Origin of the sequence: Erythrobacter sp. BLCC-B19 (assembly GCF_028621955.1) — a bacterium.
Taxonomy (GTDB): Bacteria; Pseudomonadota; Alphaproteobacteria; order Sphingomonadales; family Sphingomonadaceae; genus Erythrobacter.
Map to the genome: position 1 here is coordinate 888,570 of NZ_CP117516.1, position 22,027 is coordinate 910,596.

Annotated in this window: 26 protein-coding genes; 10 read left to right on the top strand and 16 right to left on the bottom strand. The window is 67.5% G+C overall.

Annotation, left to right across the window (positions count from 1 at the left end; translation table 11 throughout):
* The first annotated feature begins 205 nt into the window (after positions 1–205).
* The 3 genes from PS060_RS03970 to PS060_RS03980 all read left to right on the top strand — a co-directional run bounded on the left by PS060_RS03970 (position 206) and on the right by PS060_RS03980 (position 4,153).
* Complete coding sequence (locus PS060_RS03970; RefSeq protein WP_273985634.1) at positions 206–1,036, top strand: flagellin N-terminal helical domain-containing protein; 831 nt, start codon at positions 206–208, stop codon at positions 1,034–1,036.
* A 78-nt stretch (positions 1,037–1,114) separates the two neighbouring features.
* On the top strand, positions 1,115–2,506 hold the full coding sequence (locus PS060_RS03975) for an MFS transporter (protein WP_273985636.1): 1,392 nt from the start codon (positions 1,115–1,117) through the stop codon (positions 2,504–2,506).
* A gap of 225 nt (positions 2,507–2,731) precedes the next feature.
* Positions 2,732–4,153 (top strand): beta strand repeat-containing protein, encoded by a 1,422-nt coding sequence (locus tag PS060_RS03980; RefSeq protein WP_273985638.1) that lies wholly within the window; start codon positions 2,732–2,734, stop codon positions 4,151–4,153.
* 173 nt (positions 4,154–4,326) lie between these two features.
* Here PS060_RS03980 and PS060_RS03985 read toward each other — a convergent pair whose 3' ends face one another.
* Positions 4,327–5,094, bottom strand: coding sequence for a hypothetical protein (locus PS060_RS03985; protein WP_273985639.1), 768 nt, complete (start codon positions 5,092–5,094; stop codon positions 4,327–4,329).
* A gap of 46 nt (positions 5,095–5,140) precedes the next feature.
* Positions 5,141–5,464 carry a hypothetical protein gene (locus tag PS060_RS03990; protein WP_273985641.1) on the bottom strand — a complete coding sequence of 108 codons (324 nt, stop codon included), beginning with the start codon at positions 5,462–5,464 and terminating at the stop codon, positions 5,141–5,143.
* Positions 5,465–5,639: 175 nt separating this feature from the next.
* Here PS060_RS03990 and PS060_RS03995 point away from each other — a divergent pair, with 175 nt between their 5' ends.
* Positions 5,640–7,526 (top strand): sensor histidine kinase, encoded by a 1,887-nt coding sequence (locus PS060_RS03995; RefSeq protein ID WP_273985642.1) that lies wholly within the window; start codon positions 5,640–5,642, stop codon positions 7,524–7,526.
* Between the two features lie 57 nt (positions 7,527–7,583).
* Positions 7,584–8,264, top strand: coding sequence for a response regulator (locus PS060_RS04000; RefSeq protein ID WP_273985643.1), 681 nt, complete (start codon positions 7,584–7,586; stop codon positions 8,262–8,264).
* Here PS060_RS04000 and PS060_RS04005 read toward each other — a convergent pair.
* The 13 genes from PS060_RS04005 to flgB are packed head-to-tail and all read right to left on the bottom strand — an operon-like array spanning position 8,261 to position 18,032.
* Positions 8,261–9,175: a flagellar motor protein MotB gene (locus PS060_RS04005; RefSeq protein WP_273985644.1), complete on the bottom strand. Its 915-nt coding sequence runs from the start codon at positions 9,173–9,175 to the stop codon at positions 8,261–8,263. The genes PS060_RS04000 and PS060_RS04005 overlap by 4 nt on opposite strands.
* 1 nt (position 9,176) lies before the next feature.
* Positions 9,177–10,040 (bottom strand): flagellar motor stator protein MotA, encoded by an 864-nt coding sequence (gene motA, locus PS060_RS04010; RefSeq protein ID WP_273985645.1) that lies wholly within the window; start codon positions 10,038–10,040, stop codon positions 9,177–9,179.
* A gap of 13 nt (positions 10,041–10,053) precedes the next feature.
* A complete protein-coding gene (locus tag PS060_RS04015) occupies positions 10,054–10,974 on the bottom strand; it encodes a flagellin N-terminal helical domain-containing protein (RefSeq protein ID WP_273985646.1) in 921 nt (306 codons plus the stop codon).
* Positions 10,975–10,988: 14 nt separating this feature from the next.
* The gene (flgK, locus tag PS060_RS04020) at positions 10,989–12,329 is read right to left on the bottom strand and encodes a flagellar hook-associated protein FlgK (RefSeq protein WP_273985647.1); all 1,341 of its coding nucleotides are present in this window, start codon (positions 12,327–12,329) and stop codon (positions 10,989–10,991) included.
* Positions 12,329–12,661, bottom strand: coding sequence for a hypothetical protein (locus tag PS060_RS04025; RefSeq protein WP_273985648.1), 333 nt, complete (start codon positions 12,659–12,661; stop codon positions 12,329–12,331). The genes flgK and PS060_RS04025 overlap by 1 nt, the downstream gene beginning before the upstream one ends.
* The gene (locus tag PS060_RS04030) at positions 12,658–13,764 is read right to left on the bottom strand and encodes a flagellar basal body P-ring protein FlgI (RefSeq protein ID WP_443112413.1); all 1,107 of its coding nucleotides are present in this window, start codon (positions 13,762–13,764) and stop codon (positions 12,658–12,660) included. The genes PS060_RS04025 and PS060_RS04030 overlap by 4 nt, the downstream gene beginning before the upstream one ends.
* Before the next feature lie 23 nt (positions 13,765–13,787).
* Positions 13,788–14,504: a flagellar basal body L-ring protein FlgH gene (locus tag PS060_RS04035; RefSeq protein WP_273985650.1), complete on the bottom strand. Its 717-nt coding sequence runs from the start codon at positions 14,502–14,504 to the stop codon at positions 13,788–13,790.
* Between the two features lie 20 nt (positions 14,505–14,524).
* Entirely contained in the window at positions 14,525–15,316 is a 792-nt protein-coding gene (gene flgG, locus PS060_RS04040; protein ID WP_273985653.1) for a flagellar basal-body rod protein FlgG, read from the bottom strand.
* A gap of 18 nt (positions 15,317–15,334) precedes the next feature.
* Positions 15,335–16,081 carry a flagellar basal body rod protein FlgF gene (locus tag PS060_RS04045; RefSeq protein WP_273985655.1) on the bottom strand — a complete coding sequence of 249 codons (747 nt, stop codon included), beginning with the start codon at positions 16,079–16,081 and terminating at the stop codon, positions 15,335–15,337.
* A gap of 6 nt (positions 16,082–16,087) precedes the next feature.
* Entirely contained in the window at positions 16,088–16,903 is an 816-nt protein-coding gene (locus tag PS060_RS04050) for a flagellar hook-basal body complex protein (protein ID WP_273985656.1), read from the bottom strand.
* 37 nt (positions 16,904–16,940) lie between these two features.
* A complete protein-coding gene (locus tag PS060_RS04055) occupies positions 16,941–17,264 on the bottom strand; it encodes a flagellar hook capping FlgD N-terminal domain-containing protein (protein WP_273985658.1) in 324 nt (107 codons plus the stop codon).
* Positions 17,264–17,674 (bottom strand): flagellar basal body rod protein FlgC, encoded by a 411-nt coding sequence (flgC, locus tag PS060_RS04060; RefSeq protein WP_273985659.1) that lies wholly within the window; start codon positions 17,672–17,674, stop codon positions 17,264–17,266. Before flgC ends, PS060_RS04055 begins: the two co-directional genes overlap by 1 nt.
* 1 nt (position 17,675) lies before the next feature.
* Positions 17,676–18,032 (bottom strand): flagellar basal body rod protein FlgB, encoded by a 357-nt coding sequence (gene flgB, locus PS060_RS04065; RefSeq protein WP_273985660.1) that lies wholly within the window; start codon positions 18,030–18,032, stop codon positions 17,676–17,678.
* Positions 18,033–18,270: 238 nt separating this feature from the next.
* Here flgB and PS060_RS04070 point away from each other — a divergent pair, with 238 nt between their 5' ends.
* Together PS060_RS04070 and PS060_RS04075 are read left to right on the top strand one after the other, a co-directional pair.
* Positions 18,271–18,945 carry a MotA/TolQ/ExbB proton channel family protein gene (locus PS060_RS04070; protein ID WP_273985661.1) on the top strand — a complete coding sequence of 225 codons (675 nt, stop codon included), beginning with the start codon at positions 18,271–18,273 and terminating at the stop codon, positions 18,943–18,945.
* Positions 18,942–19,418, top strand: a complete 477-nt coding sequence (locus tag PS060_RS04075; RefSeq protein ID WP_273985662.1) for a hypothetical protein — start codon at positions 18,942–18,944, stop codon at positions 19,416–19,418. Before PS060_RS04070 ends, PS060_RS04075 begins: the two co-directional genes overlap by 4 nt.
* A 34-nt stretch (positions 19,419–19,452) precedes the next feature.
* Here the strand turns inward: PS060_RS04075 and PS060_RS04080 are convergent, their stop codons facing one another.
* On the bottom strand, positions 19,453–20,529 hold the full coding sequence (locus PS060_RS04080) for a GGDEF domain-containing protein (RefSeq protein ID WP_273985663.1): 1,077 nt from the start codon (positions 20,527–20,529) through the stop codon (positions 19,453–19,455).
* A gap of 164 nt (positions 20,530–20,693) precedes the next feature.
* Between PS060_RS04080 and PS060_RS04085 the strand changes: the two genes are divergently transcribed.
* The 3 genes from PS060_RS04085 to PS060_RS04095 all read left to right on the top strand — a co-directional run bounded on the left by PS060_RS04085 (position 20,694) and on the right by PS060_RS04095 (position 22,001).
* Positions 20,694–21,239: a flagella basal body P-ring formation protein FlgA gene (locus tag PS060_RS04085; RefSeq protein ID WP_273985665.1), complete on the top strand. Its 546-nt coding sequence runs from the start codon at positions 20,694–20,696 to the stop codon at positions 21,237–21,239.
* A gap of 77 nt (positions 21,240–21,316) precedes the next feature.
* A complete protein-coding gene (locus PS060_RS04090; RefSeq protein WP_273985666.1) occupies positions 21,317–21,622 on the top strand; it encodes a flagellar biosynthesis anti-sigma factor FlgM in 306 nt (101 codons plus the stop codon).
* A 13-nt stretch (positions 21,623–21,635) separates the two neighbouring features.
* A complete protein-coding gene (locus tag PS060_RS04095) occupies positions 21,636–22,001 on the top strand; it encodes a flagellar protein FlgN (protein ID WP_273986839.1) in 366 nt (121 codons plus the stop codon).
* Positions 22,002–22,027 lie beyond the last annotated feature (26 nt).

The following is a 22,027-nucleotide window of genomic DNA, read 5'->3' on the forward strand; positions in this document are numbered from 1 at the left end:
TAAGCCCCCGTAGCTTCCCCTAGAAACCCCGCGGCCAACACCTAGCGACGTTCCCTTGCCCATCACCATGAGGGCGGGGATCGCCATTCATACCATTGTTTTTCCGAATGAATATTTCCGGCTTAAACATTTCCGGCGGCGGCCGCTCTTAGGGCCAGCAGCGACGGGCCTGTTCGTCCTGCCTGACCATTCGGGAGTTTGAACAATGAACGTGATCAACACCAACACCTCGGCGATGCGCGCCACCAACTCGGCTGTCGCTGCCGGCAAGATGCTCGGCACCGCGATGGAGCGCCTGTCGAGCGGCAAGCGCATCAACAGCGCGGCTGACGACGCCGCCGGCCTCGCCATCGTCAACTCGATGACCTCGCAGATCAAGGGGATGCAGCAGGGCATCCGCAACGCCAACGACGGCATCAGCCTCGCCCAGACGGCGGAAGGCGCGCTGAACGAAGTGACCAATATGCTTCAGCGCATCCGCGAACTGGCGGTGCAGGCCGGTTCGGACACCTACGCCGACACCGACCGCGACAACATCCAGGTCGAAGTTGACGAACTGACCGCCCAGATCGGTCAGGTCGTCTCGAACACCGAGTTCAACGGCGTGGCCCTGTTCGACGGTTCGCTCACCACCGTGACCGTGCTGGCGGGCGCCAATGATGCCGACACCGTCGACATCACCCTTGACGACCTCACCGCGCTGACCGCCGGTGGCGGCGCTGCCGGTTCGTTCGACGTGACCGGCACCGACGGTTCGGCGGCCCGAACCGCGCTGACCGACATCGATGCCGACATCGAATCGATCTCGACCACGCGGGCGACGCTCGGTGCCAGCCAGAACCGTCTGCAATCGGCGGTGAACAACCTCACCAACGTGTCGACCAACCTGTCCGACGCCCGTTCGCGGATCCAGGACACCGACTACTCGGCCGAAACCACCGCGCTCGCCAAGGCCCAGATCCTCGGTCAGGCCTCGACCGCGATGCTCGCCCAGGCGAACCAGTCGCAGCAGAACGTGCTGTCGCTGCTGCGCTAAGCCGCCCCTTCCTGCGCCGCCTCACCCCCTGAGGGCGGCACCACCAGCCCGGAGCCGCAAGGCTCCGGGCCTTTTTCGATGGGTGACACACAAGCCGTGGCGAGTGCGCTGGACAAGCGCGCACAAACCGCGATGCTTGGCCTGATGCGCGCCTTTCACCTGATCCTTGCCAATGCGCTGGTGCAGAACCTCGTCAATCTGACCGTCTGGTTCGCGCTGATCTTCTGGGCATTTCTCGAAACCCGCTCGGTGTTCGTCACCGGGGTGATCGGGGGCATCTATCTGGTGCTGGGGGCGAGCCTTGCGATCTGGTTCGGCTCGCTGGTCGATCACCATCGCAAGCAGCGCGTCATGCTCGCCTCGAGCGCGGGGTCATTCGTGCTCTACGCCGCCGCGCTGGCATGGCTGCTGGCCGTGCCCGAAGCGGCGCTGACCCGGCAGGACAGCGCGGTGCTGTGGGGCTTCATGACGGTGGTGATGATCGGCGTCATCATCGGCAACCTGCGCCTTATCGCCCTGCCGACGCTGGTGACGGCGTTGATCGCCCCGGAAGAACGCGACAAGGCCAATGGCAAGGTCGGGATGGTGTCGGGGATCGGGTTCCTGCTCACCTCGGGAATCAGCGGCTTTCTGGTGGCGTGGGACGGGATGCGCGGCACGCTGGTGCTGGCGCTGGCGGGGACGGCGCTGGCCTTTGCGCATCTGCTGACACTGCGGCTCGACGAGCCCGCACCCCAGCGCGCCGCCACGGGCGAGCCGGGCCGGATCGACCTTGCCGGCACGCTCGCAGTGATCGCGGCGGTGCCCGGATTGGGCGCGCTGATCGTGTTTGCGTGCCTCAATAACCTGCTTGGCGGTGTCTTCATGGCGCTTATGGACGGCTATGGCCTGTCATTGATGAGCGTGGAGGCGTGGGGCTTGCTGTGGGCCGCTGCTTCGACCGCCTTCATCGCGGCGGGCCTCATCATCGCCCGGATGGGCCTTGGCGCCAATCCGCTGCGAACGCTGATGCTGGTCAATGTGGTGGTGTGGCTGGTGGCCGCGCTGTTCGCGATCCAGTCCTCGATCGTGCTGCTGGCGCTGGGGAGCACGCTGTGGCTGCTGCTCAGCCCCTTTGCCGAAGCCGCCGAGCAGACCACCTTGCAGCAGGTCGTCCCCTTCGAGCGGCAGGGCCGGGTGTTCGGCTTTGCCCAGAGCGTCGAGCAATCCGCCGCGCCGCTGACCGCCTTCCTGATCGGGCCGCTGACGCAATTCTGGGCGATCCCGTTCATGTCCGATGGCGCAGGCGCGGACTGGATCGGCAGCTGGTTCGGCACCGGGCCGGAGCGCGGGATGGCGCTGATCTTCGTGGCGACGGGGGTGCTCGGCATGGTGCTGACCGCCGCCGCGTGGAGCTCGCCCGCCTACCGCAAGCTGTGCGCCGCACTGGCACAGGCCCAAGCCGACAGGACGCAGGCACCGCCCGCCTGAGCGCCCGATGCCCCCTGTCGCAGCGGCAGGCTCATAAAAGCAGGAGTGGTGCCTTTTTCGCGCTTTACGCCCTGTTAACTACGCGTAAGGTGCCCCGCATAACAAAGACGTCGAGTCGCGCCTCGCACCAACTCAGACCATTAAGGCTCGGATGATGTGCGGCATTGCGTGGGAACATACGCAAGCCAGCCCTTCAACCGGCAGCCCGCAAGGGGGGGAACTAGAATGAAGGCTTACTTGCTGCCCAGCGCATCGGCGCTGGCGATGATTGCTGCTGCGCCCGCACTGGCACAGGACAACGAATCGAACGTCACCCAGACCGGCTCCAGCGCGATCGCCACCGTCACCCAGACCGGTGCGAGCGGCGAATCCACGATTTTGCAGGGCGGCGTAGCTGCGAATGCGAAGTTGACGCAGGACGGCACCGACAACATCTCGACCATCAACCAGGGTGGCAACACGAATAAGGCCACAGTCGACCAGTCGGGCAACGACAACGAAAGCACGGTCAATCAGGACGACGGCACCGGCAGTTCGGACGACAACAACACCGCGAATGTCACCCAGAGCGGCAGCGACAACATCTCGGTCGTCACGCAGACCAATGACTTTTCGACCGCCACCGTGATTCAAGAGAATGTCAGCAACGACTCCGACGTATTGCAGTCGGGCGATCTTGATGTCGCGTCGGTGACTCAGGACGGGTCTGACAACGAATCCGACGTCGACCAGGCCGGCAACCTCAACACCGCAACAATCGCGCAGGGCGGGGACGGCAACACCTCCGATCTCACCCAGACGAGCGGCCTCAACACAGCCATCATCCGCCAGCCCGGCAGTGACAACACCGCCACCGCGCTCCAGGCAGGGGTCGGTGCCAACACCCTGAACGTGCTGCAGGACGGTGACGGCAACACCGCCAGCGTCACCCAGTTCGGCGCGGGCAACGAGGCTGGCTCGATTGCCAATGCCGGGGTGATCCAGAGCGGCGACGATGGCACCGCGACGGTCGTTCAGGACGGCGGGCTGCAATCGGCCTTCATCGAACAGAAGGGCGGCAGCCTCAACATCGCCGGGATCAATCAGGGCGGGGCCGTGAGCACCGATCATACGGCGGAAATCCGTCAGGACGGCAGCAGCAACAGCTCGGATGTGGTGCAGCGCGGGTTCAACCAGCGCGCGATCATCAGCCAGATCGGCGACGACAATGCCGCATCGGGCACCTTCGTCTACGGCGCGCAGATCATCCAGGGCGATGCTTCGGGACGTGACAATGACGCCACCATCACCCAGCTTTCGGACGGCAACCGCGCACTGACCAACCAGCAGGGCGAGAGCCTGTCGGCCACCGTCACGCAGGGCGGCAATGGCGGCAACACCAGCACCGTGCTCCAGTCGGGCACCGGCGGCGCTGTGCTGCTCAATGCCGACGTGCTCCAGAACGGCGCTGACAACACCTCGCTGGTCGATCAGGGCGGCACCAGCCAGACCGCCAACGTCGATCAGCTGGGTGAGGACAACCTGTCGAACATCGTGCAGACCGGGAGCGGCAACACCGCATCGGTGACGCAGAATTCGGACGGCAACCAGTCCTTCATCACGCAGGGCGGCACGGGCCACACCGCCACAGTAACGCAGGGTTCGTAACCGACGCCTGCATTCAGCCCTGCCGCTGCCCCAGCGCGGCGGCACGGGCTGATCGCGGGCAGTCGAGCAAAAAAGAGGGTGTGCGCAGCCCGGCTGCGCACACCCTCAGTGCTATCTCCAGCGCCGGGTCGCAATGACGCAGGAGACCGTTGAGCCTGTGACGGGGGCCGCGGTCAGCAGCCCTTCTTTTTCTTCTTCTTGCCGAGCCCGCCGAGCATTCCGCCGATCGCCGCGCCCGTATCGCCGCCCACCGCGCCGCCGATGGTGGCACCGGTGGCAGAGGCACTGTCGGTGGTGCATTGCGCGGCCTGCTGGGCAGCGGGCTGATCGCCGGAAGATGCCGCTGCATTGCTCGCCTGCGCGCCGCCCTTGGGGCCGAAGATCGCCATGATGCCGGGCGTGTTCTCGTATTCAGGCCCCTGGGTCGCGCCGCGCCCTTCGGGAGCGAAGATGATGTTCACGTCCGAAATCGCCTCGTCCTCGGCCTCGGCGCGGGTCAGGGTCGTCGATTTCGAGGTGCACCACAGGCCCCATTCGTCGACTTCGTCCGCGCCGCAAGCGCTGCCCTTCTTCAGGCGCGAGGCGGGCGACTTGCCCTGATGGTAGGACACGCAAGTGGTGCGTTCTGTGTCGCTGGTGTGATAGCCGACCGGGCAGCGATCATATTCGTCCGCCTTGGCAAGGGCACCGAAGGTCGGGTCCTTGTAGGCCGGTCCGCTCGAACCGCTGGACGAAGGCGAAGCCTCGTCGTCTGAGCTTTCCTTAGGATAGCAATAGAATATCGTGTCCGACCCGCGCCGGGATTTGAAATGCGTCTTCGGGCAACCCGCGCGCGGAACGGGAAACTTTGCCTCAGCCCCCTGCGCCATGGCAGGGCTGGCAAAGGGAATGGCGGCAAACGCCATGGCCGCACCGGCGGCGAGCGTGGTGATCATCTTCATGGTGTGAAGCTCCTGAAAGATCGCGGATAATCGGGCCGGCGGCCGATCAGGGCTTCTTGGTCGAACACCACACGCGGTAGACCTCGTAATAGCCCTCCACGCAGGTTTCCTTTTCCTTCTTGGCGTAGATCTTGGGCGCGAGGCTGCCCTGCGGGAAGCACATCGAGGTGTCGGTCTCGTTGTTCTTCGTGCTGCTCCACCCGCTCGGGCAGCCATAGGTCTTGTTGGTCTTGGCCACGCCTTCGCGGTTCTGGCCCTGCGCATTGGCAGGCGCGGTGAGGCTCGACAGGGCGAGCGCGGACAACAGGCTGAGGTGCAGGCCGCCAAGGCCAAGGGCAAGACGCAGCTTCATGTGAGATTCTCCGATCATGGGGCCGCCCCCATCCCCCCTTGGGTGGGTCAGGCCGATGCCGCGGAGCTAGGCCGCCGAGGGCCGGGCCGATATGCCATGTGGCATGATGCCATATCGTGGCATCCGCTGGCCGTTGCATCCGCCAAGCAGGGTGTTAACGACGCAACTCGACATATTCGCGAGGGGGCGGGGGTTGCTGGGGAATCTGAACTGGCGCCAGCTGGGCAAGCTGGTGGCGATGATCTGTCTGGTGCAGGCGGTGTACTGGCTGGGGATCGAAGGGCCGCTGTTCCACGCCGATCCGGGCGAAGCGCCGCCGCCGGTCGAACAGCTGGGCACCCGCATCGCAAGGCTGGACAGCCCGACCCTCGATGCCCCCTACACCGCGCGGTTCGCCGAAGCCGAACTCCCCTTCACCCATTGCTGCGACACCGCGATGTTCGCCGCCGAGATCACCATCCGTCTCGACGACGTGCCGCCTGCGGGGCTCGGCATCATCTCGACCCTTCAGGTCGACAATTACCGGCTCTATGTGAACGACAGCCTGCTGGTGGGAGAGGGCAGCCTGACGCCCGGCGCGGGGACGTTCCACGGGCAGAAGACCTTCCTCACCCGCATCCCCGCCGGAATGCTCACGGCGGGCGAGAACCGGCTGACCTACATCACCCTGCGCGATGGCTTTCCCTATACCGACATCTACCCGCCGCTGATCGGCGAATATGACGCGATGCGCGCCTTTGCCTCGCCGCGCTTGTGGGTGCTCAACGATTTCCCCCGCTATGCCGCGATGCTGCTGGGGCTGCTGGGCCTCTTGGCGACGGTGATGGTGTTCCGCTCCGACGACTGGCGCTTTGCCGCCTGGCTCAGTGTGCTGAGCGGCGCGATCGTGGCCAATTACCTCTATGGCATCGAACTTGATCCACCCTTCGGGGGGTGGGGCCGGATGGTGGCCTTCTTCGCGATCAACATGTTCATTCCCGTCGCGCTGCTCGGCTTCATCGACGCCTGGACAGGCCGCCCCTTGCGCTGGCTGATGCCCGCCGCGCTTGCCGTCTATGGCGCGGCGCTCGCCTATGTCGTGTGGCGCCTGCTGGCGACGGCCATGCCCGAGGCCTTCGATACGCCGACGATGGTGTGGTCGTGGATGCTCGCCGCCTTCAGCCTTGCCACGCTCGCCCGGCTGCTCTGGCATTTCGCGCGGGAGAGCGAAGACCGCCTGCTCGAAAGCGCGCTGATGAGCGTGCTGGTGGCAGCCGGGCTGTTCGATGCAGCCGAGGACTGGTTCCCGGATGCGGGCTTTTCGGAGCAGAACCTGCTCACCGCCGCGCCCTTCCTGATGCTGGCGATGGTGGCCGCCTTCCTCGCCCGCAATTTCCGCCTGTTCCAATCGCAGGCGGCGCTGAGCACGATGTTGCAAGCGAGGGTTGCCGAGCGCGAGGCGGAGCTGGCCGTGGCCTATGCGCGCGAGCAGGAGCTGGTGCGCCAACAGGCCCATGATGCCGAGCGGCGGCGGATCATGCAGGACATTCACGACGGGCTCGGCAGCCAGCTGATGTCGATGATGCTCGCCGCGCGGCTGGGCGAGGCGGAGCCGGCCACGGTCGCTGAAGGGCTGCAGGCGGTGATCGACGAGATGCGGCTGATGGTGGATTCGATGGATTCGGTCGGCGAATCGCTCGAAGCCGCGCTCGGCACCTTCCGCGCGCGGATGCAGCCGCGGGTGACGGCGGCGGGGATCGCCTTCGACTGGCGGCAGGACGACGGCCTGACGTTGCCCGATTACGGCCCGCGCGATGTGCTCCAGCTGTTCCGCATCATGCAGGAAGCGGTCACCAATGCGCTCAAGCACGCAGGCGCGAAGACCCTCACCATCACCCTGACGCGCGATAGCGACGGAGCAATCGCCTTGCACATCGCCGACGACGGCGCGGGGACGGCGCAAAGCGGCGCGGGGCGCGGCCTTGGCAATATGGCGCGCCGGGCCGAAGCGATCGGCGCAGGCTTTGCGGTGATGTCCGAGCCGGGCAAGGGCACGCGCGTCAGCCTGCGTCTCTCGCCACCCGAGGCCATTGCCGCATGAGCGCGCCTGCCATGTCATGGCATGGCGCTGCCCGTGCGGGAGTGTTAGCCCCTCCCCATGTCACACCCTGCTGAACCTGCTGCCCCCACCGTCCGGCTCCCGCGCATCGCGATCATCGAGGACGATCCGATGGTGCGGCAATATTTCGTCCGCATCCTGTCGGACAATCAGGGCTTCGACATTGTCGGCATCGCCCCTGACCTCGCCACCGGCCGCGCGCTGATCCCGCTCAAGCCCGATCTGTTCCTGATGGATATCGGCCTGCCCGACGGCAGCGGCTATGATCTGGTGCCCGAGATCAAGGCCGGATCGGCGGCCAAGGCGCTGATCATCAGCGCCTTCGGAGATCGCGACACGGTGGTGCGCGCGCTTGCGGCGGGGGCGGATGGCTATCTGCTCAAGGACAGCACCCCGGCGCAGGTGCTCGATGGCATCGCGATCACGCTCGATGGCGGCGCGCCGGTCAGCCCGGCAGCAGCGGTCTATCTGATCGAGCTGCTGCGCGAGGGGCCGCGGCCCACGCCAGCCGCGCCGCTCGCCGAGGACACCCGCCTGACCCCGCGCGAGATCGATCTGTTGCAGGCCTTCGCCGCCGGGCACAGTTACAAGGAGGCGGCGCGCATCCTCGGCATATCGCCGCACACGGTCGGCAATCACGTCAAGTCGATCTACCGCAAGCTCGAAGTCTCCTCGCGCAGCGAGGCGCTGCGGGCCGCGGGGATGAAGCCCGGGCGTTAACGCTTGGCTGCGGGCGCAGGCGACGCCGCGGCCACCGGGCCGGCCGAGGCCGCACCGCGCCCCTCCAGCAGCAGCATCGAGATGCGCCGGTTGCGCGGATCGGCGGGATCCTCTGCCACCAGCGGCTCGGTATCGGCGACGCCCTCGATCCGGGCAAAGCGCTTCTGCGCCACGCCGCCCAGCACCAGCGCCTGCCGCGTCGCCTCGGCCCGCCCGGTGGAGAGCGACCAGTTGTTCGCGCTCACCCCGCCGCGCCACGGCAGCGAATCGGTGTGGCCGCGCAGAATCAGCGGGGCGCTTTCGTCCTTCAGCGTCTCGGCCATCACCTCCAGCAACCCGCGCGCTTCCTTGGTGAGGATCGTCGTGCCCAGTTCGAACATCGAGAAATCGGCATTGTCCATCAGGTCGATGCGGATGCCCTCGGGCGCGCGCATCACCCTGACCTGCCGCGCCAGATGCCGCAGCTGGCGGCGCTGGACGAGCTTCTGCTCGATCTTGTCCTGCAGCTCCTTGAGCTTCTTCGATTCCATTTCCCCGCGCCCGCCCGCCTCCGAAGGCCCGCCAGTGACGCCGCGGGGAATGGTGATCGAACGCGTGCCGGTCTGGCCCTGCTGGTTGGGGTAATTGTCGGGATCGGTCAGCGAAGATCCGCCCAACAGGCCGTTCGACCCGGCGCTGTTCTGGCGCAGCTTGACCAGCGTGGGGGTGAAGTAATCCGCGATCCCCTTGCGCTGCTTTTCCTCGGTCGCCCCGAGCAGCCACAGCAGCAGGAAGAACGCCATCATCGCGGTGACGAAATCGGCATAGGCGACCTTCCACGCCCCGCCATGGTGGCCGCCTTCGACCACCGTGATCTTCTTGACGATGATCGGCGCGGGGATGGCGAGCTTCTTGGGATCGGCCTCGGCCACCTCAGCGGCCCCGCATCATGTCGAGCAGGTCGGTCAGCTTGGGGCGGTGCGCCGGCGGCAGGCCGGAACGCGCCGCTTCCAGCACCAGCGGTTGCGGATAGCCGTGCAAGCTGGCGACAATAACCTGCTTGATCGAGTGGAAGATCTGCTGATCGTGCACGTTGATCTGCTTCAGCCGTGCGCCGAGCGGCCCGGCAAAGCCATAGGCCAGCAGCACCCCCAGAAATGTCCCCACCAGCGCGGAACCGATCATCTTGCCGAGGATTTCGGGCGGCTCGTTGATCGCACCCATGGTCTTGATGATCCCGAGCACCGCCGCCACGATCCCCAGCGCGGGCAGCGCATCGGCGAGCGACTGGATCATGTGCTGCGGCTCGTCCATTTCGTGCAGCTGGGTCTTGATCGAACTGTCGATGATGTCCTCGACCGCGTGGGTATCGAGCGTGCCCGAGGATACCACCATCAAGGTCAGCGGATCGCAGATCATCGCGGTCACGACCGGATCGGCCTGAAGCTTGGGATATTCGGAAAAGATCGTCGAATTGGCGGGTTCGGTGACATGGCTTTCCAGCGCCACCGCGCCTTCCGAGCGCAGCAGCTTCATCAGCTTGGATGTCAGCGCGATCGCGTCGATGTGATCCTGATCGGTGTATTTCGGCCCCTTGAAGATACGGCCCATCGCACTGCCGAGCAGCTTGATCTCGTGCATCGAGTTGCCGATCACCGTCGCGCCCACCGCCGCGCCGCCGATCATCATGAATTCGAACGGCAGCGCCGCCAGCACCGGTCCGATGGCACCGCCGGCGAGCAGGAACCCGCCGAACACCATGACGAGCAGCACGACTATGCCAATGGCTACGAACACAGCGGCAAACTCCTCAGCGCAGCGCGTCGAACAGGGTCAGCGAGCTGACGCGGGCAAAGGCCGACTGGCTCGCCTCAAGCGCCGTCAGCGATTGCTGGAGGCGGGCGATAGCGTCGGCGATGTCGGTATCGCCCACCCGGCTGCGGCGTTCGGCGAGCACGATCATGCGTTCGCCCTGCTGCGCTTCGACCTGCTCGGTCCAGGCCATGCGGGTGCCGAGGATGGTGACGGCGCGGTTGGTGGTGTCGAGCGCGGCGTCGATCCCTTCCAGCGCGGCATTGGCCGCCGCAACCGGATCGGGCGCACCGCCCTGCAAGGCCGTGGTCAGGGTGCCGAGCACCGCAAAGGCGCTCGACGGGGTGCCATTGAGGTCGAATTCGAACACCGAACTGCCCGGCAGCCCGCGCTCGATGGCGGTGCCCGGCGCAACCGGCACCGCGCCGCTTTCCGGCGTGCCGACATAGGTGACGTTGCCGGCCGCATCGCGGGTGAAGGCCGCGCCGGTCGATTGCCCGGCGAACAGCGGCTCTCCGGTGAGCGAGACGGCGTTGGCGCGGCTGAACAATTCCTGCCCGAGCTGCTCGAGCTCGAAGGCGATCGCCTGCCGCCCGTCGGGGCCGGTGGGGGTGCTCGCGGCCTGCACCGCCAGTTCGCGCGCCCGCTGGAGCAGCGCGGTAACCGCCTCGATCTCGCTCGCGCCGGCGGCCAGATCCTGTCCGAGCCGCGCGGCATTATCGCCCTCGACCCGCGCCAGCGCCTCGCGCCGGGCGATGCTGCGCAGCTGCGCGGCGGCGGCGGGATCATCCGAGCCGCGCTCCAGCTTGCGCCCGGTGGCGATCTGCGCGCGCGTGCGCTCGATCCCGGCGCGCAGGTCAGCCATCTGGGCGAGCGAGCGGTTGAAGAAGGAACCGGCGGAATTGGTGACGAAACCCATGGCAGCGCGCTCCCTTACCTGAGGCCGAGGATGGTATCGAACAGCTCTGCGGCGACCTGGATCACCCGGCCGTTGGCTTCGAAGGCTTGCTGGAGGCGCACCAGGTTGGCGGCCTCATCGTCCAGATCGACCCCGGTTTCCCGGAGCAGCTCCGCCTCGGCGCTGGCGGCAACGACACTGAGCCCCTCGGCGCGCGTTTCGAGCGCGGAGACACGGCTGGAAAGGCCCAGCAACAGGCTGTCAGCCCCGGTCGCAGGCCCGCTCGGCCCGGCATAGCTGGCGATCAGCGCGGCAAGATTGGCCACGTCGCGGCTGCCCGCAGGCGCGCCCGCGGGGGCGGTCGCAAGACCATCGGCCGATGCCAGCACGACATTGATGTCGCCTGCGCCCGTGCCGCCGAACAGCGGCTGGCCGGGATTGCCGTCAAGACCCACGCCGTTCGCCTGCGCGGTGTTGGCAAGGCTGATCGCCGAGGAAGCGAGCGCATCGAGGCTGGTTTGCAGATCGGCCATTTCCGCAAGCGCGCTCGCCCGCCCCGCCATCGCCCCGCCACCGGGCACGAAGGGCGTGCCACCGACGCTGAAGCTGGCGGTGCCATCGGCCGCAAAGGTCACGCTGACATTCTGCGCGCTCGCCCCGGTCACCAGCGCAACCGGGGGCACGCCTGTCAGCGTCACGTCTGCGGTGCCGTTGGCGTTGATCGTGGGCGTGATCGCGAATTCCTCGGCCAGCCCGCGCAGCGCCTTGTCGCGCGCATCGAGCAGCGCCGCGCGCCCGGCAGTGCCTTCGCGCGCGCTGACGAGATCGGCGTTGATCTTGGCAAGTTCGGCGGCGCGTTCGCTCACAGTCAGCGCCTCGGCGCTGGCTTCGGCCTGCACCAGACCCCGGGCATTGGCGAGCGTGCCGTTGGCGATGCGGAAATTGCCCGCCATCTTGCGCCCCGCCTCGACCGCCGAAAGCCTGAGTGCAGGTTCGGTCGGGTTGTTCTGGAGCCGGGTCAGTGCGGCTTCGAAATCAACGATCCCGGTGAAGACGCCTGAGGTTTCGAGCGCGCTTTCGGCCTCGCGCAAGGCGAAGAATTCGGCCTCCGCTGCTGCCAGCGCCGAGGCGGAATCGCGCGCCTGCCGCTGCACCAGCGCGCTCTCCGCGCGCTCGATGGTGCCCGGCTTCACCCCGCCCAGTGAATCGACAGAGTTGGTGCCGATCGAACCGGTCATCACCAGCTCGCCCTGGGTCAGCACCCGGCGCGAATAATCGGGGTTGGAGGCATTGGCGATGTTCTGCGCCGTCAGCTCAAGGCTGCGGCGCGACGCGCTGAGGCCCGAGCGGCCAATGGTGAAAATCGCGGTTGGCATCAGCTATCCCCTTGAGACGCTTGCGTAGCGGGCAGGTGTTGCGCGAGGCTCGCCTCGATACTCCGGGCAAACCCGAAGGCGCCGGATTGCGCGGCGATGTCGGCGAAATGTTCATCGCGCATCGCTTCGAACTGCTTCAATCCGCCGCCGGTGAGCGGGGTTTCTTCGGCGAAGCTGGCGGCGCGCGCGGTGGCGAGCAGCTTGCGCACCATGATCGCCTCGAACCCTTCCGCCGCCTCACGCAGCGCGGCACGCTCCCTGGAAAGGGGCTGGGAGCGTGCCGCGCCGCTGGTGGGCGCGGCCGGGCCGAACGGGGCAAGCGGCCCGGTCACAGCACCACCATTTCGGCTTGCAGGCTGCCGGCCTGCTTCAGGCTTTCAAGGATCACCACCAGATCCGACGCGCCCACGCCCAGCAGGTTGAGCGCATCGACGATATCGGTCAGCGAGGCGGCGCCTGGCATATAGGCAACCCGGTCGGATCGTTCCTCGACGGTGATGTCGGTCGATTCCTCCTGCGCCGTCTGGCCATCGCTGAAGGGCGCGGGCTGGACGATGGCAGGGTTCTCGTCGATCCGGATCACCAACTTGCCGTGGCTGACGGCGGCTGGCGCAAGGCGCACCGCATCATTGATGACGACCGTGCCGGTGCGGCTGTTGACGATCACCTTGGCCGCGACCGGCGCGGGGCTGACGGCGAGCATCTCGATATCGGCCATCATCCCTGACCGCACATCATTGCCCTGCGGCAGCGCGAGTTCGATGCTGACCCCGTCGCCGATCGTGGCGATGCCGGGATAGCGGGCATTGACCGCATCGCGGACACGGGCGGCGGTGAGGAAATCGGCCTTGTGGAGATTGAAGCGCAAGGTCGGGGCAAGGTCGAAGCCGGTCGCCACGGCACGCTCCACCGTCGCCCCGTCGGCAATCCGGCCCACGGTCGCGACATTGACGCTGACCTGCGAGCCATCACGCCCCGTCACCCCAAGCCCGCCGACCGCGACATTGCCCTGCGCCATCGCATAGATTTGCCCGTCCGCGCCATAGAGCGGCGTCAGGATCAGCGCCCCGCCCCGCAAGGACAGCGCCTGACCCAGCGTCGAGACGGTAATATCGATCCGCTGCCCCGGCTTGGCAAAGGGCGGCAGCTCCGCTGTCACGATCACCGCGGCAGCGTTGCGCAAAATCGGCGAGACGCCCGGGGGCAATTGCAGCCCGAGCCGCCCGGAAACCCCGCGCATCGCCTCGGTGACATATTCGAGGTTGTTGTCGCCCGTCCCTTGCAGGCCGACAACCACGCCATAGCCGGTCAGTTGGTTGGCGCGCAGGCCTTCGAACTGGCCGAGATCGCGGATGCGCTCGGCAGCGGCGGGCACCGGGACTTGCCCGGCGATGACGGCGATCAGCAGATAGAGGATCGGCAGCAGAATACGCATGCGGTTCATGGTCGCGGCCTCCCTCAGAACGGCGAGATCATGTTGAAGAAGCGGGAGAGCCAGCCGGGGCGGCTCGCCTGCTGCACCGCGCCCTTGCCCGAATAGATGATCCGGGCATTGGCGACCTGCGAGCTCGCAAGGCGGTTGTCGCTGTCGATGTCGATCAGCCGGATGCGGCCGGCGAATTGCACCCATTCGTCACCCTGGCTGAACATCATCTGCTTTTCTCCGACCACTTCGGCGGTGCCGTTGGGGTAGATCGCGGCAATCGTGACCGCGACCGCGCCGTTGAGGCGGCTCTGCTGCGCGGCGTTCCCTCCGCCCGTGAACGACCCTTCGGCCGCAGCTTTAAGGGCTTCGGGGTTGAGGAAATCGAGCGGCCCTGCGGCAGGGGGCGTAATCCCGAAGCTGCCTTCGCGCGCCGTGCGTCCGGTGGTGGACTTGGAGGTGGTGGTCGCTTCGGTGAGGATGATCGTCACCATGTCGCCCAATTGGCGGGCGCGGGTGCCGACGATCAGCGGGGCATAGCCCGAGCCCGTCTGGAAGATCGCGCCCGCGCTGGTGGCAGGCACCATCGGCTGCGGCGCGGCGACGGCGAGCGGCTGGCTGGTGCCGGGCGCGACCATCGCGGCGCCCGGTGGCGGCGGCGCAGTGAAGCCCGCCTGCGGCCCCTTGCCCCCCAGCCCGCCGCACGCGGCCAGCAGCAGCGCCGGGGCAAGGATGATGATGCGACCCGTCATGCGATCCCTCACAGCCTGCCTCACAAGGTCTGGTTGGCGTTGCGCAGCATCTCGTCGACCGCGCTCACCATCTTGGAATTGATCTCGTAGGCGCGCTGGGCCTCGATCATCTCGACCAGCTCCTCGACCACGTTGACGTTGCTGGCCTCCAGCATCCCCTGCCGGATCTGCCCGCGCCCGTTCTCGCCCGCAAAGCCGAGTTCGGCGGGGCCGGAGGCGGCGGTCTCGACCAGGAAGTTGTCGCCGATCGCCCGGAGCCCTGCCGGATTGACGAAGCTCGCCACGGTCAGCTGGCCGAGCAGCGTCGGCTCGGTATTGCCGGGGGTGAGCGCGCTGATCGTTCCATCGGGGGCAACGCTGATCGACTGCGCCCCGGCCGGAATCTGCACCGGCGGCTGCAAGGCATAGCCCTGCGCGGTGATCAGCGTGCCATCATTCGCCAGCGCGAAGTTGCCTGCGCGGGTGAAGCCGATCTGCCCGCCCGGCGGCAGTTCCACCTGAAAGAACCCGTCGCCATCCAGCGCCAGATCGAAGGGGTTGTCGGTGCGGTTGAGCGTCCCGTTGGTCGAAATGCGCGAGGTGCCCTGCACCTGCACCCCGGTGCCGAGGTTGAGACCCACCGCAAAGGCGGTCTGCCCGGTCGACGCCTGCCCCGCGACGCGCTGTTCCTGATAGGCGAGCGTGGCAAAGTCCACGCGGTCGCGCTTGAACCCGGTGGTGCCGATATTGGCGAGGTTGTTGGCGATGACGCGCATCCGCGCATCCTGCGCCTCAAGCCCGGTGCGGGCGACGTGAAGGGCAGAAGTGGGCATGGATCAGAACTCCCTGAATTAACGAAGCGCCATCAGCCCGGCGGAGGCTTCATCGAGCGTTCCGGCGGTGGCGATGATCTTGGCGCGCTGTTCGAAGGCGCGCTGCGCCTCGATCATCTGGACGAGGGTGTCGGCGGTCTCGACATTGGACATTTCGAGCGCGCCGGGCTTCAGCCGCGCAGTCGGATCGGGGGGCAGCACGCCGCCACCCGGCACCTTGAGAAAGCTGTCGATCCCCTTCGCAAGCGGGCTGCCTTCGGGGTTCACCAGCCGGATGCGGTCGATCGCTTCGGCCGCGGCATTGGGTGCAGCCGGATCGCTGGCGAGGATCGTGCCATCGGCGGCAAGGCTGATGCTGAAGCCCGGCGGCACGGTGATCGGCGTGCCGCCCTCGCCCAGCACCGCCAGCCCCTCGCCGTTTTCCAGCACGCCCGAGGCCGCCACGCGCAGGTCGCCGCGCCGGGAATAGATCTCGCCCTGACGGTCGGGGGACTGGAACGCGATCAGCGCATTGCCCTCCAGCGCCACATCGAGCGGATTGCCGGTCGGCACGACGCGCGCGGCCTTCATGTCCGCGCCGCGCACATTGCCGCGCGCCTGGGCTCGCGCTTCGAGCGAGCCGTCCTTGAGGGTTGCCGGGGTGACCGCGAAGATTTCCTGACGAAAGCCCGGCGTCGAGGCGTTGGCGAGATTGTTCGCCGTCACCCGCTGCCGGTCCATCGCCGCGTTCATCGCGGTCATGGCGGTGTAGATCAGCCGATCCATCGCGTCTTACTGCTGGCGCAGGTTGATGACGGTGGTCGAAATCTGCGTCGCGGTGTCGATCGCCCGCGCATTGGCCTGGAAATTGCGCTGCGCGGTGAGGAGCGCGACCATTTCCTCGGCCAGATCGACGTTCGAGCGTTCCAGTGCGCCGCTGATCATCTCGCCATAGGTGCCGATGCCGGGGTTGCCGAGCACCGCTGCGCCGCTTTCGCCGGTCGCCTGCCACTTGGTCTGGCCGATCGAGCGCAGGCCGTTGGGGGCAGGGAAAGTCGCCAGCGCGACCTGCCCGACCGGTTGGGTCGAACCATCGGCATAGGCGGCAATCACGATCCCGCGCACGTTGATGGTGACGTTGGCCAGCGTCGATCCTGCCGCATTGGTGATCGGCACATCGACATCGGCGGGCACCGCAGACGTCGGATTGCCCGCGGCATCGACCGGATAGGCCTGAAGCCGGTTACCCCAGCTGTCCTCCAGCTCGCCCGCCGCGGTCAGGCGGAAGTTGCCGTTGCGGCTGTAGCTCACATCGCCCGAAAAGGGGTTGGCGAGCGCGAAGAAGCCGTCGCCGTCAATCGCAAGGTCAAGCGCGCGGCCGGTCTGTTCGAGCGGGCCGAGCACGAAATCCTGCGTGATCCCGGCAATCGTCGCGCCGATGCCCGGGCTGCGGCGCGGATCGGTGGCCGAACCGGTGGCGACCAGATCGGCAAACTGGGCCGAGCTTTTCTTGAAGCCCACGGTTTCGGCGTTGGCGATGTTGTTGGCAATGACGCGCAGATCGGTCTCGGCATTCTTGAGGCCGGACAGCGAGGTGAAGAACGACATGGGGGCGTGATCCTTTCAGCGGGGGGAAGGGGTGGGGTCAGGATTGCGGCGAGGTGACAGCGCGGGCGGTGGCCTCCTGCGCGGCAATCAGCCGGTCGAGCTTGGCCGAGATGTCCTCCAGCGTCGCACCGCTTTCGGTGGTGGCCGCGAGCGCGGAAAACTGCGCCATCTGGGCGAGCATATCCTTGTTGTCGGTCGGCTCGAGCGGGTCTTGCAAGGTCAGCTGGGTGGTCAGCAGCTTGAGGAAATCGGCCTGCCCGAGCGACTGCATCCCGTTCGAGAGGCGCGAGGGGGTGTTGAGCCGGTCGAGCGTGGATTGCGCGGCGGCGTTCACGGTGGTGGTCGTGCTTGTGGTGGTCATCACTGGCTCCTCAGGGTTTCGAGCATCAGCTGCTTGGCGGTCTGGAGCGCCTGAACCATGTTCTGGTACTGGCGCGCGCTTTCCATGATCTCGACCATCTCGGCGGTCTCATCGACCGGGGCTTCGAAGACGTTGCCGTCCTTGTCGGCGAGCGGGTGGCTGGGATCATAGCGCTTGGTCGGCGCGGTATCGGCGCGCACCAGGCTGCCCACGGTCACGCCCGCAAGGCCCGAGGCCTTGTCGAGCTCGACCGAAAAGACCGCGCGGATCGGGCGATAAGCGCCCTCTTCGGTCGAAGAGACGGAACCCGCATTGGCAAGGTTCGAGGTCGCGGTGTTCATCCGCACCATCTGCGCGCTCATGGCGCGGGTGGTCATGGAGAACAGGGTCATGGGGGTGCGTTCGGGCATCTTATTCGCCCTTCAGCGCGCGGGTGATGGTGTTGACCTTGCCCTGCACGAAGCTGAGCGTGGCCGAATAGGCGACCGCATTTTCGGCAAAGGCGACCTGTTCGCGCGCGAGTTCGACCGTGTTGCCATCGAGCGAGGGCATGGTCGGGCTGCGGAACAAGAGCTTCGCATCGCTGCCGCCAAGCGCGATGTTGCCGCGTGCATTGGCGAGCCGGGCGTCAAGCGCGGCGTTGAAGTCGATATCGCGCGCCTTGTAACCGGGGGTGGCGGCGTTGGCGATGTTGGACGCAATCACTCCCATGCGTTCGGATCGCAGGGTGAGCGCGGCGCCGTGGATACCGAAAAGTCGCTCGTTCACGCTGGGTTGCTCCTGTCTGTGGCGGGGTCGTTCCGCTTTCGCGCAGTCAATCAGCAGGAAGCGTGCCAAACCACGGCGGTTGCGGGGGCAACGGGCAGGCGTTTCGGCAGGGCGGCAAGCGTTTGCCGGATCGCGCGCTGCCCCATGGCAAAGCGCTGCCGCCGCGCCGGCCGGGCTTAATCGGCGCGGCACGCGGCCGTTCTGCGACGACAAGCCGCCACGCGAGAGGGATCCTGCCATGCCGCCCACCATCATGCCCCTGTTCGATGCAGGAGCGCTGGCAATCGTGCTGGCGGGGACGGTGCTCGCAACCGTCGCGCGCTGCGGGTGGCACGATTTCGGTGCGGCCTTGCGGGCCATCGGAGGACTCGTCCGGCCGGGCTTTCGCAGCGAAGCCAACCGCCGGGCGCTGGCGCAGGCGGTGCAGGCGATCCAGCGCGACGGCCATCACCGCGCCTCGCCCGCCCTGCCGCCCGACCGGATGCTGGGGCTGATGCTCGAAACCTATCTGCGCCATGGCACGCTGGCCTCGCTCGGCCAGATCCGCCGGGCCGAGCGCGCGCTGGACGAAGCGCGCCGGGTCAGCGCGGCGCAGGTGTTCTGCTGGGCAGGCGAGCTTGCTCCGGTGTTCGGCCTGATCGGGACGCTATACGGCCTCACCCAGCTCGCGCCTGCCGATAGTGGCAATCCCGCTGCGCACATCATGTCGGCCGTCTCCACCGCCGTGCTCACCTCGCTTTACGGCGCGCTGGTCGCGCATCTTGTGTGCCACCCGCTGGCGAGCGCCATCGAACGCCGCGGCCTAGCCGACGAGCAGGAGCGCGAGGCGCTGGCCGAGTGGTTCACGCTCCAGATCGCGGCGACCGACAGCGCCGCACAGGCCCGCCGCGCGCGCCTCAGGGGGGTGGCATGAACGGCCTCACGACCACCGCGCGCGGCGGGAATGGCTGGCAGCTGATCCTCGCCGATCTGGCGCTGATCCTGTTCCTGCTGACGCTCTCGGCCCTGCCCGCTGCCGAAGCCGAGAGCGGCAGGCGCCTGGCCGATACCGAAGCGCGGGAGAAGGAAGCGCAAGGGGCGCTGATGCCGCAGGTCGATGCCGCGCAGGCGCTGTACCGGCAGGTGCCCGGCGGCCCCGACCTCAGCGCGTGGCTTGCCGAGCAGCAGGCGGATCCGCGCGCGACGCTGACGATCGTTGCGGTTCATACACGTGGGCAGGAGACGGCTGCCTGGACGCGCGCGCAGGCGCTCGCTGCTCAGGCGCGCGCACAGGGCGCACGGGTGCGCACGATCATCAGCGCCGGGGTGCAGGACGAGGTCTATGCCAGCCTCGGCTATGACGCGGTGGTGGAAGCGCAGCCGGAGACACCGCGCCGCAGGTCGTGACAAGGCGGCCCTTCCGCCGGATACCGCGGGCCGGTTAGCCCAGTTCCACCCGGTTGCGGCCAAGCTGCTTGGCCCGGTAAAGTGCGGCATCGGCCCGGGCGAGCGCGCTGCGGGTGTCGGGATCCTCGGTCACTTCGGCGACCCCGGCCGAGAAGGTGATCTTCCCGAAGGGCTGACCCGTCTCGCGGTTCATCAGCTGACGCGCGGCCTGCGCCCGGCGGATCGCATCGAGCCGCCCGCGCGCTGCCTCCTTGCGGAGCCCGCGGAACAGCAGCACGAATTCCTCGCCCCCATGGCGCGCGACGAAGCAGTGCTCCCCGGCGGCTTCGGCAAAGCTCCCCGCCAGCGCGCACAGCACCCGGTCACCTGCGGCATGGCCGTGACGGTCGTTGATCTGCTTGAAATGATCGACGTCGCAGAAGGCAAGGCTCAAGGGCGCGCCCGTCTCGCGCGCCTCAATCGCTGCCGCCGCCAGCTTGCGCTCGAAGGCGCGGCGGTTGGGCAAGCGGGTGAGGTGATCAACATCGGCCTCGGATCGGGCATGGGCGAGGCTTTCGCGCAGCCGCTCCATCTCGGCCTCGCTGCGCGCCATCGCCGCCTCGATCTGCTCGATCCGCACCAGCATCGCGCGCGACAGATCGAGCACCTGCGCCAACCCGTCCGGGCCGGCCAGCGTGGCAATCTGCGCGTCGATCGCCCCGCGATGATCGCTGGTCTCGGTCTGCGCCGTGCGCGCGGTCTGGGCAAAGCGGGCGATGGCATATTCGAGCGTGTCGGACAGCGTCTCGAAGGCGGCCACATTGGCATGAGTGTCAACGTCGAGCTGCGCGAGCGAATCGAGCCAGGCCTGATCGATCGGCTCACCCGCCGCTTCACGCCGCATCATCGCGCCGGCCAGTTCGGGATGCGATCCCGATAGCGCGCCGCAGATCGTCGCCAGATTGGACGCGGTCATCGCGAGGTCGTGGCGCGTGACGAAATCGGCAATCCGATCAAGCAGATCGCGGCGCGCCGCATCGGCGCGACTGGTGGCAGGCGCAAGCGGCGCAGACGCGGCGGCAGCGTCGCGGGTGCGCGGGGAACGGGAAAGGTAACCTGCGGGAAATGGCATGAGAGGCAATCGCGCCCAATTGTGTTCTGTTCCGCCCGCCCTAGCGAGGGCCGGCTTAAGTCGTGCCGCAGGGCATCCACGGGTTACTACGTAGGCCAGGGCTTGGCATGGCCCTTGCTGCACATGGGCGCATCACTTCCGCGCAATCCAAGGAGCGCCTGACTGTGGATACAACCTCCGACTGGCTCGATGGCTGGCGACTGAGCCCGCTCGTCCTGCCGATGCTGCTGACGCTGTGCGACACCCCGACCCGCGCGCAGGCCGTGACCGACCCGGCGCAGATCGACCGCGCTGTGGCCGAATTCACCGGCGCTGCGATCGGTTCGCCCGGTGGCGCACGGGTGCCAACCGACCCGCGCCTGCGCCTCGTGGCCTGCGGCGGGCCGCTCGCGGTGAGTTGGCACACGTCAGCGAAGACGGCGGTGCAGGTCGAATGTCCGGGGCCGACCAGCTGGCGGATCTTCATTGCCATTACGCCCGCGGGCAGCACGGCCAGCGGCACGCCGGCGGCCAAGCCCGCACCCGCCGTCAAGCGCGGCGATGCCATCACCGTGATGGTGCGCGGCCCCGGCTTCAGTGTCCAGCAGCCCGGCGAGGCAATGGAGGCAGGCGCGGTGGGCGACTGGATCGTGGTGCGCACCGCGCGCAAGGCCGATCCGCTCCGCGCCCGGATCGAACGCCCCGGGCTTGCGGTCATCCCCGCAGAGTGACGCGCCGCACCACCCCCTCTTAAAGTACCCTCCGGGCGGCCGTTCTGCCGACTGGAACCGCCGTAAAGGAAACCAAGATGTCCTCTGTCGAACTGAGCAAACTGCCTGGCATCGCCGCGCCCCGCGCGCTCAGCGCCAGCGACCGCGCGCAGATCGAAGCGCGCCCCCGCGCAACCGCCGCAGCGCCTTCGCCGGGCACGCCGGGCGGGATCAGCGTGGAAGTGACCGGTGGCCCGGAAACCCTCGGCCCGCCGATCGATGCCGACCGCGTGCAGCAGATCCGCGAGGCACTGCGCGACGGCTCCTACCCGCTGGTGCCGACCAAGATCGCCGATGCCATGATCGCGGCGCAGGTCAGCCTTGCGCTGCCCGACAAGGATTGATCCGGTGGCCGAAATGCTCGTGCCTGCGCACATCCCTGCACCGATCGAAACCGCCAGCCCGCTGGCAGGCAATCTGCGGCAGATGATTGCCGTCCTGCAACGCGAGCGGCAAGCGCTTGCCGCCCTCGATGCCGATGATCTGATCGGGGCCGCGCGCGAGAAGGAAGCCCTGTGCGACGCGCTGGCCGAAATCGCGCCGCAAGCGCTGGACGGCGAGACCCGCAGCCTTGCCGAGACCGCGCGCCAGCTCAACGAAGTCAACCGCCGGGTGCGCAACCTGCTGGCCGCCAATGTCGCAGCCCGGATCGAGGCGCTGGGTGCAGGACGCAGCCGGAGGGGCCGCCTGCCCCAGGCCACCTACATCCCGGCACGCGTCTAAGGGTTGATACGGAGGTCGCGAAGCCC